Here is an 18407-nt window from a genome sequence, read left to right as displayed (position 1 = left end):
CCGGGTGAGCGTGAGTAGCGCCCCGACGACGGGGATCACAGTCCAGCGGAATCTGCTCGCCGCGCCGGCGGTGCCCAGCACCCGTGTGGACGTCTATTCCGGAGTCGCGCGGCTCGCGGCCACGGTGTGGGCAAGCGAGGTGATCCCGAAGGGCACCCGCCCAGACACGGCGATCGTGATGGTGCACCCGACCTCGAACATGCTGGGGCACTACGCACTCGTCCCCCTCGCGGAGCGCGGGTACGCAGGCATCGGGCTGATCACGCGGTACGTTGGCAACGACTCTTCGTTGACCACCGAGAACGTGCTGCTCGACATCGCCGCGATGGTGCGACACCTGCGTGAGGAACGTGGGTACCGCCGGATCGTTCTGGTGGGCAACTCCGGTGGCGCCTCCGTGGTCCCCTACTACCAGGCGCAGGCCCGCCAGCCCACCGTCACTGACCCGCCCGGTGGCGGCCCGGACCTGACCCGTCACGAACTGCCCCTAGTGGACGGGGTGGTCATGCTGATGGCGCACTCCGGTCGCGCGCGGCTAGTGACGGAGTGGCTGGATCCGGCGATTGTCGACGAGTCCGCGCCCTTCGTCCGCGATCCGGTGCTTGACATGTATGACGAGCGCAACGGCCCGCCCTACAGCGCCGAGTTCGTGAGGCGGTACCGGGCGGCCCAGGTCGCGCGCAACCGCCGTATCAGCGCATGGGCGGACTCGATGCTCCGCGCTGCGCCCTCCGGTGCCGACGACGTCCCGTTCGTCGTCCACGGGACCTACGCCGACCCGCGCAGCCTGGACGATGCAATCGAACCGAGCGACCGCGAGATCGGAGCGTCACTCTGGGGCCCACCCGCTGTGGCGAACCACCTGCCCGCGGCGATCGCTCGGTACACCACGGCGCGAAGCTGGCTCAATCAATGGTCGATCGACCACGCCCTCGGCGACGCGCTGCGCTGGCTGCCATCGGTCGGAGTTCCCGTCCTGGTCGTTTACGGCACGGGGGACACCGCCGCGCACCCGCGGCACGCGCTGGACATGTACGAGGCAGCCGCCGCGCACTCGCGCGAGCTGGTCGCCCTCCAGGGAGCGGGCCACTACTTCCAGGGGCAGCCGGAGTTGCGCGACGAGGCATGCGACCGCATCGCCGCGTGGACGGCAGGCCTGGGTTGAACAGTGACAGCATCGATCGAGCAGAAGGAGCACTCATGAGCCAGCAGACCGAGACCCCGCGCCTGTCCGGGCCACCCGCCCAGGGCCGACCGAAGATGCTCAACCACCTCGCCTACGTCACGCACGATGTGGAGGGCACCGTCGATTTCTACACCCGCGTCATGGGCATGCCGATGGTGAGCACGGTGATCGGGTCGAAGGTGCCCTCTACCGGCGACGACTTCCCCTACTTCCACGTCTTCTTCCGGTTAGATGACGGGTCGACGCTGGCCTTCTTCGAGGCGCCCGGCCTGCCGCGGGCCAACCCGAAGGGGCACCCGGCCTACGACATCTTCGACCACCTCGCCTTCGAGGCCGACACCCCCGACGACATCTACGCGTGGGCGGCCTGGTTGTGCCAGAACGACGTCGAGATCGTCGGGCCCACCGACCACGGCATCATCCTGTCGATCTATTTCCGGGACCCGGTCAACGACATCCGGCTCGAGATCACCTGCCCGCTGGTCGAGGACTGGAACGACCGGCAGGACGCCGCGGCACGCGACCTGCAGGACTGGACCGACGTGAAAAACATGGCCCACGAACAGGGCCAAGACGTCAGTGAGGCGTTGCTGAAGTTCATCGCAGCCCGCGACGCCGAGCACTACAGCCGGGGCGACGAGGCAACGGTCGACCCGGACCGGTCGGCGTGAGACCGCGATGAACCTTGCACGCATGCTTGGCCAGGTCGCTGCCCGGTATCCGGACCGCCCGGCGGTGACCTGGGGTGAGCAGACCCTGCGCTGGGCCGAACTCGATCGTCGCGTCACCGCCCTCACACACGGCCTGCGCGGGCTCGGCCTTGGTCCGGGTGATCGAGTCGTTGTCTTGATGCGCAACCGGCCCGAGTTGATCGAGACGATGTACGCGGCGTTCGCGGCGGGGGCAATGCTGGTCCCACTGAACGCCAAGCTTCCCGCTGCGGAGGTCGCATACCACGTCGAGGACTCTGACGCGGCGGTGCTGGTCACCGATCAGGCGGGCGCAGCCGAGGTCGGCGACGTGTCGTGTCCGATGCTCGCGACGGGCTCGGGATATGAGACGCTGGTGTTGGAGCACGCCGACCGACCGGCCGAGATCGCGGACGTCACACCGGTAACGCCAGCCTGGCTCTTCTACACCTCCGGCACTACCGGACGACCGAAGGGCGCTGTGCTCACTCACGGTGGGCTGGCCTTCGTCGTGGCGTCCTGGCTCGCAGACCTGACCCCAATGGACGAGCGTGACGTCGTTCTGCACGCCGCACCATTGAGCCACGGCGCGGGCTTCCACGCACTGGCCGCCGTGGCCCGCGGCGCGCACCAAGTGATCCCGGTCGCGGAGGGCTTCGCCCCAGCCCCGGTGTTGGAGCTGATGCGTACCCGGGCGGTGACCACGACCTGGATGGTGCCGACGCAGATCACGATGCTCGTCGATCACCTCAGCGGCGCGGCCCCGGAGCTTCCGGCGCTGCGCTCGGTCGTCTACGGCGGCGCACCCTTCCCACCTACCGAGCTCGCGGCCGCGCTGCACACCTTCGGCCGTGTCCTGGTCCAGCTGTACGGGCAGGGCGAGTCACCGATGACCATGACATGGCTCCCAGCCGCCGACCATCCCCATCCCGATAACCCGGACCTCACACTGCTGCGCTCGGCGGGATATCCGCGCCCGGGCATGGACATCCGGGTCGTTGACCCCGACACCGGTGCGGTCCTGCGCGAGAACGAGGTCGGCGAGGTCGCGGTCTCGGGGCCCCCGGTCATGACCGAGTACTGGAACCGGCCCGAGGAGACAGCGAAGGCGCTCCGAGGCGGGTGGCTGTTCACCGGTGACCTAGGCCGCCTCGACGGATACGGCCGGTTGTACCTGCTCGACCGATCCAAAGACATGATCATCAGCGGTGGGTCCAACGTGTACGCAGTCGAGGTAGAGCGGGCGCTCCTGGAACATCCCGCCGTCGCCGACACTGCGGTGATCGGGACTCCGGACCGCACCTGGGGTGAGATCGTAACCGCGGTGGTCGTTCCCACCGGACCGGTGACGCCGCCAGACCTGCTCGCAGAGCTGTCCCGACACTGCCGTGGCTTGCTCGCCCCGTACAAGGCACCGCGCGCCGTCGAGGTTGTTGACGAGATCCCGCGCAACACCTACGGAAAGATCGACAAGCGCGGCCTGCGGGAGCGCTTCTCCACGAATGGGGCGAGGGCATGAGCGAAATCGAGACCGAGGTCCTGATCGTCGGGGGTGGAGGTTGCGGGTTGGCCGCGTCAATCATGCTGGCCGACTTGAACGTGGATTCGTTTCTCGTGGAACGGCACGACTCCACCTCGCAGCTGCCGAAGGCCCACTTTCTGTCCCAGCGGACGATGGAGATCCTGCGCCAGCACGGGGTCGCCGACGAGGTCTACGTGGTCGGCGCGCCCCTGGCGAACATGTCGAAAGTCCGGTTCGCCACGTCCCTTGGCGGTGACGGGCCGCTCGACCAGCGCACGATCTTCAGCATCGATTCCTACGGTGGTGGTCCGTTGCGGGAGCGGTACGAGGCCGACAGCCCGGTCGTCTGCACCGACCTCCCGCAGATCCGGCTTGAGCCACTGCTGCGCAGGCATGCGGAGGCTCGCAACCCCGGCCGGGCCCGGTTCGGTCATGAGCTGACCAGCTTCACCCAGGACGGCGCCGGCGTCACCGCGGTCGTGGTGGAGCGCGCCTCGGGCCAGGAGACCACGGTCCGGGCCCGGTACCTCCTCGGAGCGGACGGTGGTAAGACCATCGGCAGGGCCCTCGGGATCGAGATGGTTGGCCGGACCGACTTGCTGGACATGGTGACGGTGTACTTTACCGCCGACCTCTCCGAGTGGGTGCCCGACGACGGCGCGTTGCAGACCTGGTTCTGCAACGCGAGCGCCCGGGGCCTGTGGTCCAACGGGAACCTCGGTCCCCGTGGCCCGCACCACTGGGGCCCTAAGTCCGAGGAGTGGGCTGTGCACTTCTCCATGCCGGTGGAGGAGGGGGCGCGCTTCGACACGACGACCGTGGCACCCCGCATCCGGGAACTACTGGGCATCCCGGATCTGGACCTGGAGGTGCTCAGCGTCAATCACTGGGTGCTCGAGGGAGTCCACGCGCAGCGTTACCGGGAGGGCCGGGTGTTCCTCGCCGGAGACGCTGCGCACCGGCATCCGCCGACCACCGGGCTCGGGCTCAACTCGGCCTTCCAGGACGCGCACAACCTGTGCTGGAAGCTCGCCGCCGTGCTGCAAGGCCACGCCGGGGTAGCGCTGCTCGACACCTACGAACCCGAGCGGCTTCCGATCGCCCGTCAGCACATCGAGTGGTCGACGATGACCTTCAACGGGCACGCCGTGCTGCCGGCCGCGATCGGGCTGGTGGCAGGGGATTCCGAGCGCAATGCCGCCGCACTCACTGCCTACTTCGCGGACGATCGCGGTGGCGAGATCCGCCGGGCTATGGTGGCTGACGTCGCGACGCAGGCGATGCGCCGTGAGTTCCAGGCTCATGACATCGACCTCGGTTACGTCTACACCGACGGGGCTCTCGTCCCGGACGGCACTCCCGCGCCGCGTCGCGACCCGGCGGGGCACGACTACCGGCCGACCACGCGCCCCGGACACCGTATGCCGCACGCTTGGCTGGAGGGCCCGCAGGGCCGGATGTCCACGCTGGACCTGCTTGGCCGTGGCCGTCTCCTGCTCCTGCTGGGGCGCGACGGCGAGGCCTTCGCCGAAGCCGCCCGCTCGCTCGTCGAGGAGACGGGCCTACCCCTGACGACCATCGCGGTGACACCGACCGGCCCCGTCGCCGATCTCACCGGGCAGTGGTCGCGCGTGCGGCAGGTCGAGGACGACGGTGCCGTCCTCGTCCGGCCCGACGGGCACGTGGGTTGGCGCAGCCAAGGTGCCGTTACCGACGCCCGCGCCACGCTGCGGAGCGCACTGGACGAGATTCTGCGCCGCAGTCCCTGACCGCGCCGGGCCCAACCGATGTCTGCGCCCCGGTGCTCGCCCACCGTCTGCCTGCCGCCCACCGTGCCGTGCGAGCACCGACACCACCCGACTTCTGCCTTCTCGCCCATCGACGTACGAGGAACGCGCCATGACCACCGACCTGCCCAATGCGGCCGCCGTCGCCGCCCGTCTCGAACGCCTTCCGGTCTCCTCCTGGCACCGCAAGCTAGTGGTGATCGTTGGGATCGGATTGTTCTTTGAGTTCTTCGAAGTCTTCGCAGGCAGCGTGCTGCTCGCCGTGCTCCGTCCCGCTTGGGAGCTCGGGCCTCTGGAGAGCGCGCTGCTCGTCGGGTCGGTGTTCTTCGGGATGTTCACCGGTGCGTTGACCCTTGGGCGACTTGCCGACCGGTTCGGCCGCAAACGCATGTTCATCATCAACCTGATGATCTACCTCGGGTTCGGGCTGCTCGCCGCTGCCGCGCCGAACGTCTGGTGGCTGATTGCCTGCCGTTTCCTCGCCGGGCTCGGCGCCGGCGCCGAGGCGGCGCTGATCCCGACCTACCTCAGCGAGTTCATTCCCCGACAGCGCCGCGGCCGCTACATCGGCCTGGCCATGACGATCGGATTTCTGTCGTTCCCCGTGGTGTCCCTGCTTGGCGCGCCACTCGCCCAGGTCTTCTGGCTGATCGACGGATGGCGTTGGCTGCTGATCATTGGTAGCTCGGGGGTGGTGCTGGTGGTGTGGATGCGCCGGAACCTGCCCGAGTCTCCGCGTTGGCTAGTGGCAACAGGGCAGACGGCAAAGGCCGAAGCCGAGCTGGCGAGGATCGAGGCGACCATCATGCGCCGCACTGGGACCCCACTGCCGCCGGTGCCCGAGGTCGCCTCCATCGAGCCGGCCACCCGCGCGGCGGAGATACCAAGGCCGGAGTTCGTTCGTCGCGTGCTCGCCATCGGGGCGCTGCTCGTCTTCGGCACGATGGGTTACTACGGGTTCGGCTCGCTCGCCCCAGTCTTGCTGGTCGACAAGGGGTTCGACGTCACGCAGTCGTTGATCTACACCGCGATCATCGCGATCGGCTATCCGCTCGGAGCCGCGCTCGCCTCCTTCGTCGCAGAGAGCCTCGAACGCCGCGCCCTCGTCATCACCGCGGCCGCCGGAACTGGGCTTTTTGGCCTGGTGTTCGGGTTCGCTGCTTCCGACTGGTTGATCCTGCTCGCCGGGTTCCTCGTAGGAGTCGCCGCCAATGTCCTCGGCAGCTCCTCGACCATGTACATGGCGGAAGTGTTCCCTACCCGCATTCGCAGCACCATGGTCGGCGTCTGTTATAGTCTCGGCCGACTGAGCGCAGGGGTAATGCCGTTCGTTGGGCTGCCGATCCTTGCCGCGTTCGGTGCCGCCGGTGTGCTCATCGCCTCAGCGGTCCTGCTGAGTTTCGCCTGCCTATTCGTCCTGGTCTTCGGGCCACGCACCACCGGCCTCAGCCTCGAGCAGCTCACTGAGCCCGGGGTCGCCGCGCAGGTCATCCTTGCCCCTGAAAACTCCAACACAGCCGGCACTCTCCCCGAGGTTCGCTGACTGCGATTCCCCAGGTCGGGGAGGCGTCAGCGGTACGGTTCGAGTTTCGTGGCGGGCCGGTCAGGATCACCGGGGAACTAGCGAGGATCGGTGTCGGGATGTTCGGCGACCGCGGTAGTGATGATGTCGTCGTACTTGGCAAGCCGGGTGTTTGCATCGTCCCGGCGTGTCGGGAGGCTTAGAGATGGCTTCAGAATGAGCTCGGCGTGTCTGCTGTAGACACGCCGAGCTCATTCTGAACCATCTCTTAAATCCGTGACGCGACGGCCGGGACCGGGTGGGAGCACTCAGCGTAAGGTGACGTGGCGGCCGACCGGGGAGAACAACCGAGCGGGGCAGGGTGGTAGGCCTCGAGGTTCGCTCGGAGCTGGGTCTCGGTGGTCTGCTGGGTCTTGTTGGACGGCCCCACGTCACGCACGGGTCAACACTCCGATCTCAGTCAGCAGCGATACGGCGTGGTCAGGACGCGCCAATATCGGGCGGGGTTGGTGAAGGAGGGTGTTGGCCAGAACGAACGCGTCGAGCCCGGTCACTCACGGCGCACACGTGATCGCTCCCGGTTGTGTGACGCGAGTGGATATCGCAATGAATCGCGGTGACGTGGAGAACCCGACCTTCCGCGGTATCTCGCTGCGGGTGCCGCGTTTGCGATCCGCGGCCCGCGGAGTACCGGGCCGGTGACCGGGAACGCTGCCGGGGCGCGGCGATGCTGACGAGGGGCGAGGTCGCCACCAAGGCGGCGCTGGCCACTGAGATGCTCGGTCGCGTTCTCGACGCCGCCTGGGTCTGCACATGAGGCCTACGGGCAGGATCACATGTCCCGTTCCTGGTGTGAGCGGCGCGGATCGGCCATGGCGTCGTCGTTCCACGTCGCCAGTCCATGTGAGTCGCTCTGGGTCCGGTGGAGTCTCCACCGGACCCAGAGCGCCTCAAGTGCCCAGCCCGGCGACATGGGAGACGAGTTGCCCGACCAAGCGCCCCGACGCGTCGGGTTGAGCGCGGCCCCGTTGTCCGACAAGAGCCGTTGCGGCACTCCGTGGGCGGCTACGGCCTTGTTGAACACCGTGATCGCGTCGCGGGCGGTCTCGCCGGGCGCGGCGTGGGAGGCGACGGCGTAGCGGGAGTGGTCGTCGATGAGCTGGAAGATCACGCATTTGCGGCCTCCGGTCAGGACGTACTCGGTGGCGTCGAGTTGCCAGCAGGCGTTGGGCGCCGGATAGACGAACCGCCGCCACGCTGAGCGGGGCTTCTTGCGCGGCTCCCGGCGGGAGATCCCGGTTTCGCGGAAGATCCGTGCCAGCGACGCCGTCGACGGCACTGAGCTCAGGCCCATTGCGCGCATCTTGTCGTGCACGCTGATCGGGCCGTGGTCGAGCCCGGACGCCTCGAGCGCGGCCCGCACCGCGACCGCCTGGGTCTTGGTCTGCTCGGTCAGCTTCGACGGGCTCGACCGGGGTCGTCGGGAGCGGGGCTCGAGCACCGCCGCGGGGCCCTCCGCGCGGGCCCGCTTGCGGAGCTCGTAGAACGACTTTCGCGAGATGCCGTGCTCGGTGCAGAACGTCGAGACCGCCCCCGCGGCGCGTCGTCAGGCCACTGCGCAATCGCAAGGCGGACACGGGGATCGATGGGTTCCTGGGCGGGCACCGCCGCAGCCTCGCGACGGAAGTGTCACCACCAACAACACCCCCAGTGTCACCGATGTCCCGACGCAGGATCGTCACCGATGTCCTGAGACATGACACAACTCCGACGACCTCAGGTCAACGAAGTCGAACAGCTGTTCGATATTTGAGTCGTGACCAGTCCTCGGCTGCGGCGTAAACGGCGTTTACCGGTGCGCAGCTGGGCTCCGACGCGCCACAGACGACCTGCTGCGCAGAGTGATAGCGGTGATCTGCGATTATCGGAGCCGATCCGAAGTACCGCCCGCCGGGCGGGAAGCAGACGGAGGGGATTACTTCATGGCGCGCGTGCACGTCATCGCTAATCAGAAGGGCGGGGTCGGCAAGACCACCGTCACGGTGAACCTGGCCGCGGTCGTCGCAGACACCCTCGGGGGAACCGCCGACTCGTCACCAGTTCTGGGGGTCTCGACCGACCCCCAAGCATCGATGCTCGAGTGGGCCCAGCGCGTAGGGGACGACCTCCCGTTCGACTTCGAGCAGTGCCACGACAACCCACAGTTGCTCGGCACGCTGCGCGAGATCAAGCAGTACTCGCACATCTTCGTGGACACTCCCGGGAGTCTCCAAGACGAATCGATCCTTCGAACGGTGCTTACCCAGGCCGACGACGTCATCGTGCCGCTCGAGCCAGAGCCGTTGTCGTTCTCGCCCGCGACCCGATCCATCCAGAGCGTCATTGAACCGGCTGGCGTGCCGTGGCGGGTCCTTCTCAACAACTGGGACCCCCGCGACGGGGCCGGAGACCTGGAGCAGACCCGCGAGTACGTCGCCGCCCGGGGCTGGCCGGTATTCAATACCGTCATCCGCCACTACAAGCTGCACACCCGTGCCTCAGCCGAGGGCATCACCGTAGTGCAGTACGCGAAGAACCGCGTCGCGCTCGAAGCCCGGCAAGACTTCTTCCGCCTCGCACTCGAGGTACTGGGCTCTGGAAGCGAAGGCCCCCGGCACTCCAGCGACGTAAACGGCGTTTACGCGGCCAGTGAGGAGTGACCCATGGGCAAGCGTGTCAACCTCGCCGAGCTCGCTCGCGAAGAGCTCCCAGAGCACTACGCCGCTTCCGCAAGCGCGCCGCCTGTGGTCGAGGCAACTCCGGTGCCAACGCCGAAACCTCCCGAGGCTCGGGAATCTCCGGTAGTCCCGGAACAGGGGCCTGCGACGTCGATGTTGCCGGTCACGGAGATCGTGCCGAACCCGCTCAACCAGCGGGCGATCGAGGACGATGAGGACGGCGAGTTCTACGAGCTCGTCTCCACCATCCGCGGCCACGGCGTCCTGCAGCCGATCGTGGTCTGCACCGCGGCTGCTTTCGCCGATCGCTACCCCGATCAGCAACACCTTGTCGACGGGGCACGATGGATCGCCCTAATCGGCAACCGCCGACTGCGCGCGGCCACGGTCGCAGGCCTGCAGCAGATCCCGGCACTGATCAATGACGACCGAGTCGCCTCGATGTACGAGGTCATGCTCGTCGAGAACAGCCACCGCAAGGCACTGGGACCGCTGCACGAGGCAGAAGCGATGCGGCGCCTGCTGGCAGAAGCGAACATCACCCAGCGGGCACTCGCAACCCGGATCGGGCGTACCCCGATGTACGTCAGCCAGCGGATGGCGCTGCTCGGTCTGATCCCGGCGCTGCGTGAAGCGCTTGAGCTCGGAGCGCTGAAGGTCGAGCAGGCGCGCCAGTTCGGCACGCTGCCCGAACCTGAGCAGGAAGCGATCGCAGCGGCCGGGCCGCCTTACCGGCGACCTGCCCCGGCGCTACCGCACGGGGCAGAACCACCGCGGCGGACGCGGCGGAGCATCGCCGTCTCCAGCCCGGCTCGCGCAGCGGCCTCGATCCGTGAAGTCTTCACTGAGACCGAGCGCGCCGAGCTCATCCGACTCCTCTCCGAGTCGGCTGAGCCAGAGGCCGATGCGGAGAACAGGGCCAAGTCGGCCACGACTGCCGAGGAGTGACCTCAGCCCCATCCTCGGTCCCTGGGCGTAAACGCCGTTTACCCCCAGGGACCGCACCCTAGGGACACCCGAAGATCGCTGGCGCGAGGTAGACCTGCATCGGGTCAACGAGACCTGCATGGCCGTTTCATGGGCAGCTGTAAACGGCGTTTACACGCTCCTCGTGACCGGAGCCACGTGCTCGTTCGCCGGCGGGCGCGCCGCATCTGCGCGCCGCCGCATCCGGAGCCGCACGGTAGTGCCCGCACCTCGCTCGCCGCCAGGCTGACTGAGACATGGCAGATCAAGGCGCAGGTCCTGCCTCAACCGGAGCAGCCTGGCGATGCATTCGGTTACCGCCAGGCCCGGAGGTCGACGGCACTCCGGACGCCCGCGGCCCGGGAACGGCTCGCCGCGGAGGAGCCTGAGCGCATGACTGCCGAGCAGCTGCGGCCAGCCCTACCGGTCCGCGCGGCGCCGGGCCGGTCCCGCCGGGATCGACTGTCCGCGCTCCGAGGCGCCGGGCGGTGCGGCGACCCCGCCGCGCGGACCGTCATCGGACGCCGTGCCGGTACGGCACACTCAGGCGACCAGTACGTGAGCCTGCTGCCGCGGGTGACCTGCATCGGCAGTCAGCTTCCCAGAGTCTCCCGCCCAGTCGCTTCCGGCGCGGCGGACGTAAACGCCGTTTACCTCTCTCTCTTACCCTGACCGGACCCGGCCCCAACAACTGCTCTGCACAGCTGCAGCGGTAATCGACCGACCAAGTCCACGCACGGTCCGGCACAGGACGGAGCTCGTGACGGGAGGCAGGCGCTGACACAAGGGCGTCTACGGCAGCTCGGCAGTGACTGAAGCCTGCACTCCGGGCCAGCTGGACAACGTGGGACTCACCGATGGACCGACAACGGAGACAGCTACCCAGAGAGTGCTCGCTGCATGCCAATCCGACCGGCACGAGCCCGAGCGCACACGCACGGCATGCTCGACCGCGGAGCCGGCAGCAAAGTCCAAGGCGGGACAGCGAGCCTGGAGAACGCGCGGCCCTCGACCACTACGCGGCTCGTCGCCCCGCTCCCGCCGTCCGCGACCACGCCCTGCTGGTCGTTTCGGTGACCTGTCGCGTAAACGCCGTTTACTGCGTCTTCTCCTCACATATCAGCTACCCTCGAGAGGCCGCCGTCTGCTGCAACCGTGCCCTGAAGCGTGTGCGTGAAGCGAGACGGAACGCGGGCTCTGGTTTAAACGGCGTTTACGGTGCGCTCGGCTGGCCTCCAACGGTGACGATCCGTCGACGCGCGCGGCAAGGGTCCACCGGCGGGTCACGAACAGCTCGAGGCGGCAGAGCCGACTGCGCTATGACCGGCCTTCACCGCTAACTGGCCGGATAGAAGCCGGCGTCGGACAGGACTCCACGCAGGTGAGCCAACGAGTACAGCAAGGTAACCAGGGCCGTGCCACCAGCCTGGGAGCAGTCAGACCGGTAAACGGCGTTTACGCACCCCCACGATGAGCGCCTCCGTACGGGAACGCGGCGGGCGGACCTCGACCGGGCCACCGGAGCCCGCTGAGACAAGCCAGAACCGACCCACCGCCGCGCGGATCAGTCCTTCGGACCTCGGCGCTTCGTGCCGGCCGGACGAGTTATCGGGGTCACTCGACAGACACCGCAAACGCGGGCCCCGGGCACGCCCCACAGGAGCGGATAGTTCCTGCAGCTCCTCGACTAACCGTTCCCTGTGAGGCGATACGCCTAGACTCCGACCACACGGCGATCATGGATAAACGGCGTTTACGCCCCGCTTGCCTAGCGACCAGAGAAGAGGGGCTCGAGTTGCGCGAGGCAGCCGAGCTGATGCAGCGCAGACCCACAGCGGGAGAGCTGAGCCCGGTAACACTCCGGCCGCGACCAGCGACCGGCTGGCGCTGAGCAAAGCCCGGGGCGCCGCTGACCTCGCGTCATGAGTCCATCGTCCTGAGGACGGCACCCGTGCATGGCCGAATCAGATCGGGGCCAATCCGATGGCACTCACATCCGGCTTCCTGCTCAGGTGGTCCGAGCTCGCGACCGTGCAATGCAACCGCGTGGGGATGTAGGGCAGGTACGGCTGAGATCCAACACAACACGGCAGCGGGCTTCGGCAGCGGACCCCACGACCCCTTTGCCGACGGCCCATGGCCAAGAGGTAGCGCCGTGCATCGTGCTCGCTTCTCACGCACGGCGCCGCGACGTGGTGAGCCGACAACATAGGAAGCACGATTCCGCGAGAACGGCGCCGGCCCCACGGCCCTCGACCCACTACTGGTGGGCAGCACTGCTCAACGGCGCCCCGGAGATGGAACCGGGCCCGAAGCTCCGGACGTCGTGGGTACCACGGCCCGAGACCCCCGATGCTTGAGTGCGGACCCGCCAACTCACTGATGCGGGTTCCTGCCCGCGCGGTGCCCGACGCTCCCGCCAGTTGACAGCCGGACTCTGCCAGTTCAATCAGATCTGGCGTCGTGCGATCCACGGAGGCAGGCGCGGTCCGGGCCCCGGCTACACTCCGACGACTGGCCGAGCCTGCACAGATCAGCCGCGGTAAACGGCGTTTACTTCGGCGATGCCAAAGGCTTAGCCCGGCGATCACAGGTCCCGGGATGGCGACGAGGTGCGACCGCAAGCGAATCCCAGGGCGCAGCCACATCGCTCCGATCCGTACCCCGCAGCAGAGCCTTCAGGGTCTGACCACAGGCGTGAACGAGGGATCCTGGAGCTCTCGTGTTATCCGTGTGGGGCGTCCAGGGCGACGGTCACCGCCCTCCTTGTTGGCCCCAGCGAGCCCGTTACCCCTATTCTCATTTCGTATCGCTCGACGAGCTGCGACCGACGGACCGTTCCGCCCAGCTCGTCGTCTACCGCTGCGGGATCGACTCTAGGTCTGAGCCGATAGCGCGCTAGGCACCAACCACCTTGCCTGCACGCCCCGCCTGCTGGCCACGCCACCCGCCGGGAGCACCTCCGGTCGTCAGCGACCCAAGGTTGGCCCCTTGCGAGGCTCGCCAAAACTGTCATAACATACCATTATGCGAGCATACATCACAAAGCCCGGTTGAGCCACGCGACGGTCGACCGGCGGGACCGCTGATCCGCAACCCGGCGGTGTCACCCGGAGCCGGGGTGTTAACGGGGATGGGGTAGACCGGAGCGCGGCTGGACGAGGCGGGCGAGCATGGCCTGCAGACCCCACGGATCGCCCGCGAGCGCGGACCGGACCCCTCGTTGTTCTCGACCCGATTCACCCACCGGGAGCGACTGCAACGGTGCCGCGACGGTTACGGGAGCCTGCTCCTCGATGCCCTGCGCACCATGCCCGGCGGCGCCCCCGGTGATCAGGAAGCGAGTTCGGAACGTAGCTTGATCCGCGTGGCACGGTGGCTCACCCAGTACCAGGGCGGCCGGTTGCTCGCCCGCTACCGCGAGCCCGACGCCGACCGTCACCAGCCGGCATAGCGCCAGAAGAGGGGGACAGCGCCGATCATGGATCGCATCCTCGAAGCCGACCGGGTCCTCGTCGGCCCGGCCGGCGACGTGCGCGAGCGCACCGCGGTAGCCGTGGAAGGTGACCGGATCGCCGCCGTCGGCGCCGCCGACGAGCTCGCCGCGCGCTACCCGGGTGCACAGCGCCTGAGCTTCACCGGGTCGACCCTCATGCCGGGGCTGATCAACAGCCACGTGCACCTGGCCGCCGATCTCACCCGCGAGCCCTTCGCCACCCTGCGGACCCGATCGCGCGCCGAGATCGTCGAGCTGGTCCAGACCAACGCCCGGGCCTGCCTGCGCTCGGGCTGTACCACCGTGCGCGACCTCGGTGACGCCCACGGCGTGGTCGCCCAGGTCCGGGACGAGACCAGGGAGGGCGCCGCGGCGCCGACTCCTCGGATCCTGGCCGCCGGCACCCCGCTGACCATCACCGGTGGGCACTGCTGGTTCCTCGGCGGCGTCGCCGACACCGACCACGAGATCCGCACGGCCATCGACTCCCTGGCGGCCTCCTCGGACCTGATCAAGGTGATGGCCGGGGGAGGGCAGATGACACCGGGCGGGCCGAGCGAGTTCGACTCGCAGTACACCGCCGACCAGCTCCGGCTCATCGTCGACCACGCGGCCACCCACGGGCTGGTCGTGGCGGCCCACGCCCACGCCACGCCGGCGATCCTCGACTGCATCGAGGCCGGAGTCGCCACGATCGAACACTGCGGATGGCGCTCCGGGCCACAACAACGCGACCGGCCCGTCGCCGCCGCCCGACGCATGGCCGCCCAAGCCACGATCGCCGGTGACACCACACCGCCGCAGTGGCGGCGCATGGCCGAGCGGATCACCTTCCCCGAGGGCTTCCGGTTCGGCGACCAGATCCGCTGGATGACCGACCACGGCGTCGCCCACGTCATCGGCACCGACTCCGGCATGCCCAACGCCCTGTTCGACCAGTTCCGCGCCAGCCTCGAACTCTACGAGGACCTGGGCTTCGACCGCGCCCAGATCATCGAGACCGCCACCAGCGGCGCGGCCGGCCTGCTCGGGCTCGGCGCGATCACCGGCGCGGTCGGTGAGGGCCTGGCCGCCGACCTGCTCGTCGTCGACGGTGACCCCCTCGACGACCTCGACGTCCTGCACCGCCCCTCTCACGTGATCGTCGGTGGCCGGATCTACTCCCAGGAAGACCTCGCAGAACCCGCCGTGGCCGACCCACACCTGCCATGACACCCGCTGACTTGTCGCAAGAGCCTGCGGGTGGCCGCGCTCGGGGACTGGCTCAGACCGAGACCAGCTCCTGGCGCTGCGGGCTGCGCTAGGTAGATGTCTAAGCCGCGGCGGGGTCGACGAAGACCACGTCAACGGCGTTGCTCGGCGGCGGCACCGCGTCGCCGTCTTCGATCAACCCCGCGATGTGGAACGCAATCGCCTCTCGCATGAGGCGTTCGCATTCGTCGCGGGTGTCGCCTGCAGCGATGACACCGGGCAGATCAGGAGACCACGCACCGAAGCTCGTAGGGCCTTCTTCGATCACGACGACGTAGCCGGTCATGGCCTCTCACATCCCGCTCTAGCGTCCATCATCGGTCGGCTCGGGCTTCGACTTCAACGGCCTGCTTCAGGTTCGAGTTCGCTGCGCCCTTCGGGACGTCCGGAGACGCTGAAGCGCGTGAGCCGTGCGTACGGGCGACGTCTGCAGGTCTAGGGTGGCCGAAGTCGATCGCGTGTCCTGGGCGAACGTCACTGGTCGGGCGCGACGCTTAGCTTGACAGGGAGGGCGGGGGCGCGGGTGGCTGGTGGACGCAGTCGAGCCGCAGATCCGAGCTGTTGACCGAGTATCCGCGTTGGTTGCGGCCGGTGGGGCTGATGTAGAGCCGCGGCATCGGCTGGTGCGCGGCTTGCGCCAGCTCGCGGACGGCGCATGCATCGCCAGCGCCTCGGCCTCGTGACCGGCCGGGCGTGCGTGGCGCGCAGGGCGTGTCGGACCAGAAGTAGGCGTTCATCTACGAGTGCACGCCGATCTCGCCCTGTCCCTTGCCTGTGGTGACCAACGAGCAGCGATCGGGCGGTGCTCCGAAAACCAGTTGTGGTTGACGTCGCGTCAAGGGCCACACTGGGTGCATGACCGCCGCGACCGTCGACACCACCGCTCTCGACCGCGACGGCTTCGTCGTCCTCGACAGGCTGCTCGACGCCGCGGCGCTGACCGCCGTGCACGAGGCGACGCTCGCCGCGCTGCGGGAGGCGCGCGACGACGGGCCGATCGGCACCGGCCACGCCGAGCCGACCGGTCCGGCCATCGACGGGCTCACCTCGGCGCCGCGCCTTCGGGCCGCCGTCGAGTACCTGCTGGGCGCCGACGCTGAGCTGGTGAAGGTCAACGTGCGCGCGCCGAACCCCGGCTACGGCGGCCAGGCGATGCACGCCGACTTCGCCGGCCTCCCGCCCGGCACGGGCGCCCAGGGCGCGGTCGCGATCGTTGCGTTGGTCGACGTCACCGAGCGGGGCGGGGCGACGCGGGTGGTGCCGGGCACGCACACGTGGCGCAAGCTCGCGCCCAGAGACAGCCACAACCGCAGCGTTCCCGGCGAGCGGCGCATCGCGCTCGCGGCCGGGTCGGTGCTGTTGTTCAGCGGGCACCTGTGGCACTCGGGCACCCGCAACGACGGGCCGCACCGGCGCGACGCACTGCAGATCACCTACGCTCGGGCGGGCACGTCCCGCTTCGGCGGATGACGGCCGGCTGCGCGGGCTGCTCGGCGAGCACCGGGCCCTATCTGCCGTCCCCGGAGTGCTCGAGTGCCGCGCTGGTGCTCGCCGAGCGGGAGTTCTCCGACCAGGAGTACTTCGCAGTGCACCGGCTCACCGTCGCCGCGTACACGCTGCAGCACCCCGACTCGGTGAGCGAGCACTCGTTGGCGGTGCACCTCGGCGCCCTCTACGGGGCGGTCGTGCTCGGTCTGGACGTCGCGGCGAACGGGCGGCGCATCCGCCGGCTCTCCGCCGGGCTGAGCCGGACGCCGGGGCCACCGCTGGTCCGTCCCGCCCACCGGGGTGAGCTCACCGTGACCGACGTGGTGGCGGCCGGCTCGGCGGCCGAGCACTGCGCGGCGGTCCGCCGTTGGGCGACCGCGGTGCTCACCCCCTGGCGCGTCGAGAACGACCTTGCCGTGATCAACAGGGCGGTTTGATCAGAGCAAGGTCGTTCTCGACCGGGCTAGTGTCCCGCGTCTGAGATTCGCTGGACACGTCGTCCGAGGGTCCGAGGCTGTCGTCAGCGGTCTGGTCCAGATGAACGGCTTCGGGTGCTCCAGTCTGCGACCCACCTTCGCAGATCGGCTTCGACTGCCTGAGCGACCTGGCCAGTGATGGTCAGTCGATCCGCTGTGCGAGGTTGGCCAGCAGCGCGAACTCCTGATCGACGAAGTCGTCGTCGGCCTTGAGATAGCCCCAATCGCCCGAGTTGGCCGTCTGCATCCCGATGAACCACAACTGCCGGACAGCCTGGAACAACTGGTCCTGCCCGCGGTCCAGCTCGGGCAGGTACCGCGCCGCCCGGTAGGCGGCGTGGTAGCGGTCCACCACCGTGGAATCCGCCCCGTGCAGGCCCATCGACCAGCCGAACACTGCCAGATCGTAGGCGCGCGGGCCCGGTCCACCGCAGTCGAAGTCGAAGAGCGTGAGCTGCCCGTCGCGCAACACCGCGTTCCCGCCGGACAGATCACCGTGACACGGTCCCCAATCGAGCAGAGGCATGACCTCCTCGACCAGTTCACCGAGCCGGTCAGCGGTCGTGTCCAGGACCCTGCGTACGTCAGACCGTCCGACCACCAGCTGACGCGCAGCGCGGGCCGGCTCACGGATGAGGTGCTCAACATCGAGGACCAGGCGTAGGTGCGGGACGGCGAACCCGTCGGCCGCGGTGTGGACTGCCGCGGCAACGGTGGCGTACTGCTCGACGACCTCGACCACTGAGGGCTTGCCACCCTTGGCCCGGCCGCTCCGGACAAGGCTTCCCTCGGCGTAGTCGAGCAGCAGCTGCCGTCGGCCCTCCGGCGCGTGGCCAACGACAAACTGCTGGCCATCATCCGTCGGCACCGCCGCGGTGACCGGCACACCTGCCCGCCGCAAGTGCGCCAACAGTGCACACTCCCACAGGATGTCGTCGTCGGTGCGCCGCCCGGCGCGGTACACACGCAGAATGAACCGGCCCTGCGCGGCGGTGACCTCGAAGACGTCATTGAGTCCAGAGCGGAGGAATCGCACCTCGGCCACGCCGGTAGCCGCGCACCGCGACCGGTTTGATCCGGCGCAGCGCGAAGCGCGGATCGTCGGCCAGCGCCTCGGCCACGCCGTGGTCGACCAGCACAGAGTCGGGCGGGGCGGTGCTGGTCAGTCGGTCGCGCGGCGATGTTGACGACCTCGCCGTACACGTCGCCGACGTCGGGGAGAACGGCCCCGGTGGCTAGCCCGATCCGCAGTAGGCAGCCACACGGCGCTGGTAACGCTGCGAGGCGAGGAGCCGTCCAATGCCCAG

Annotated in this window: 12 protein-coding genes and 1 pseudogene; 10 read left to right on the top strand and 3 right to left on the bottom strand. The window is 68.6% G+C overall.

Annotated features, from left to right (window positions below; translation table 11 throughout):
* Positions 1–4: 4 nt before the first annotated feature.
* The 5 genes from AB0J24_RS21940 to AB0J24_RS21920 all read left to right on the top strand — a co-directional run bounded on the left by AB0J24_RS21940 (position 5) and on the right by AB0J24_RS21920 (position 6727).
* Complete coding sequence (locus AB0J24_RS21940) at positions 5–1165, top strand: hypothetical protein (protein ID WP_358684176.1); 1161 nt, start codon at positions 5–7, stop codon at positions 1163–1165.
* 35 nt (positions 1166–1200) lie between these two features.
* The gene (locus AB0J24_RS21935; protein WP_358684174.1) at positions 1201–1857 is read left to right on the top strand and encodes a VOC family protein; all 657 of its coding nucleotides are present in this window, start codon (positions 1201–1203) and stop codon (positions 1855–1857) included.
* 7 nt (positions 1858–1864) lie between these two features.
* On the top strand, positions 1865–3394 hold the full coding sequence (locus AB0J24_RS21930) for an AMP-binding protein (protein WP_358684172.1): 1530 nt from the start codon (positions 1865–1867) through the stop codon (positions 3392–3394).
* Positions 3391–5166 carry an FAD-dependent monooxygenase gene (locus AB0J24_RS21925; protein WP_358684170.1) on the top strand — a complete coding sequence of 592 codons (1776 nt, stop codon included), beginning with the start codon at positions 3391–3393 and terminating at the stop codon, positions 5164–5166. The genes AB0J24_RS21930 and AB0J24_RS21925 overlap by 4 nt, the downstream gene beginning before the upstream one ends.
* A 130-nt stretch (positions 5167–5296) precedes the next feature.
* Positions 5297–6727, top strand: a complete 1431-nt coding sequence (locus AB0J24_RS21920; protein WP_358684168.1) for an MFS transporter — start codon at positions 5297–5299, stop codon at positions 6725–6727.
* A gap of 976 nt (positions 6728–7703) precedes the next feature.
* On the opposite strand, the pseudogene AB0J24_RS21915 reads toward AB0J24_RS21920, so the two are convergent.
* Positions 7704–8267, bottom strand: a pseudogene (locus AB0J24_RS21915) (DDE-type integrase/transposase/recombinase); the annotation flags it as partial.
* A gap of 421 nt (positions 8268–8688) precedes the next feature.
* Between AB0J24_RS21915 and AB0J24_RS21910 the strand changes: the two are divergent.
* From AB0J24_RS21910 to AB0J24_RS21900, 3 genes are all read left to right on the top strand, one after another.
* Complete coding sequence (locus AB0J24_RS21910) at positions 8689–9405, top strand: ParA family protein (RefSeq protein WP_358684166.1); 717 nt, start codon at positions 8689–8691, stop codon at positions 9403–9405.
* Positions 9406–9408: 3 nt separating this feature from the next.
* Positions 9409–10371 carry a ParB/RepB/Spo0J family partition protein gene (locus AB0J24_RS21905; protein WP_358684164.1) on the top strand — a complete coding sequence of 321 codons (963 nt, stop codon included), beginning with the start codon at positions 9409–9411 and terminating at the stop codon, positions 10369–10371.
* Between the two features lie 3499 nt (positions 10372–13870).
* Positions 13871–15097, top strand: coding sequence for an amidohydrolase family protein (locus AB0J24_RS21900; RefSeq protein ID WP_358684162.1), 1227 nt, complete (start codon positions 13871–13873; stop codon positions 15095–15097).
* A 100-nt stretch (positions 15098–15197) separates the two neighbouring features.
* On the opposite strand, the gene AB0J24_RS21895 is transcribed toward AB0J24_RS21900, so the two are convergent.
* Positions 15198–15422 carry a type II toxin-antitoxin system HicB family antitoxin gene (locus AB0J24_RS21895; protein ID WP_358684160.1) on the bottom strand — a complete coding sequence of 75 codons (225 nt, stop codon included), beginning with the start codon at positions 15420–15422 and terminating at the stop codon, positions 15198–15200.
* A gap of 569 nt (positions 15423–15991) precedes the next feature.
* Here AB0J24_RS21895 and AB0J24_RS21890 point away from each other — a divergent pair.
* Together AB0J24_RS21890 and AB0J24_RS21885 are read left to right on the top strand one after the other, a co-directional pair.
* Positions 15992–16606, top strand: a complete 615-nt coding sequence (locus tag AB0J24_RS21890) for a phytanoyl-CoA dioxygenase family protein (RefSeq protein ID WP_358684158.1) — start codon at positions 15992–15994, stop codon at positions 16604–16606.
* A complete protein-coding gene (locus AB0J24_RS21885; protein WP_358684156.1) occupies positions 16603–17061 on the top strand; it encodes a DUF5946 family protein in 459 nt (152 codons plus the stop codon). The genes AB0J24_RS21890 and AB0J24_RS21885 overlap by 4 nt, the downstream gene beginning before the upstream one ends.
* Before the next feature lie 181 nt (positions 17062–17242).
* Here the strand turns inward: AB0J24_RS21885 and AB0J24_RS21880 are convergent, their stop codons facing one another.
* On the bottom strand, positions 17243–18145 hold the full coding sequence (locus tag AB0J24_RS21880) for a phosphotransferase (protein WP_358684154.1): 903 nt from the start codon (positions 18143–18145) through the stop codon (positions 17243–17245).
* Positions 18146–18407: the final 262 nt, after the last annotated feature.

The organism is Pseudonocardia sp. NPDC049635, assembly GCF_040659795.1.
Taxonomy (GTDB): Bacteria; Actinomycetota; Actinomycetes; order Mycobacteriales; family Pseudonocardiaceae; genus Pseudonocardia.
The sequence above is the reverse complement of the archived record's forward strand: the minus strand, read 5'-3'. Positions and strand labels throughout refer to the sequence as shown.

Coding starts and splice junctions, on each gene's coding strand:
- AB0J24_RS21910 (WP_358684166.1), top strand. CDS start 8,689: ATGGCGCGCGTGCACGTCATCGCTAATCAGAAGGGCGGGGTCGGCAAG.
- AB0J24_RS21895 (WP_358684160.1), bottom strand. CDS start 15,422: ATGACCGGCTACGTCGTCGTGATCGAAGAAGGCCCTACGAGCTTCGGT.
- AB0J24_RS21925 (WP_358684170.1), top strand. CDS start 3,391: ATGAGCGAAATCGAGACCGAGGTCCTGATCGTCGGGGGTGGAGGTTGC.
- AB0J24_RS21885 (WP_358684156.1), top strand. CDS start 16,603: ATGACGGCCGGCTGCGCGGGCTGCTCGGCGAGCACCGGGCCCTATCTG.
- AB0J24_RS21935 (WP_358684174.1), top strand. CDS start 1,201: ATGAGCCAGCAGACCGAGACCCCGCGCCTGTCCGGGCCACCCGCCCAG.
- AB0J24_RS21905 (WP_358684164.1), top strand. CDS start 9,409: ATGGGCAAGCGTGTCAACCTCGCCGAGCTCGCTCGCGAAGAGCTCCCA.
- AB0J24_RS21920 (WP_358684168.1), top strand. CDS start 5,297: ATGACCACCGACCTGCCCAATGCGGCCGCCGTCGCCGCCCGTCTCGAA.
- AB0J24_RS21890 (WP_358684158.1), top strand. CDS start 15,992: ATGACCGCCGCGACCGTCGACACCACCGCTCTCGACCGCGACGGCTTC.
- AB0J24_RS21930 (WP_358684172.1), top strand. CDS start 1,865: ATGAACCTTGCACGCATGCTTGGCCAGGTCGCTGCCCGGTATCCGGAC.
- AB0J24_RS21900 (WP_358684162.1), top strand. CDS start 13,871: ATGGATCGCATCCTCGAAGCCGACCGGGTCCTCGTCGGCCCGGCCGGC.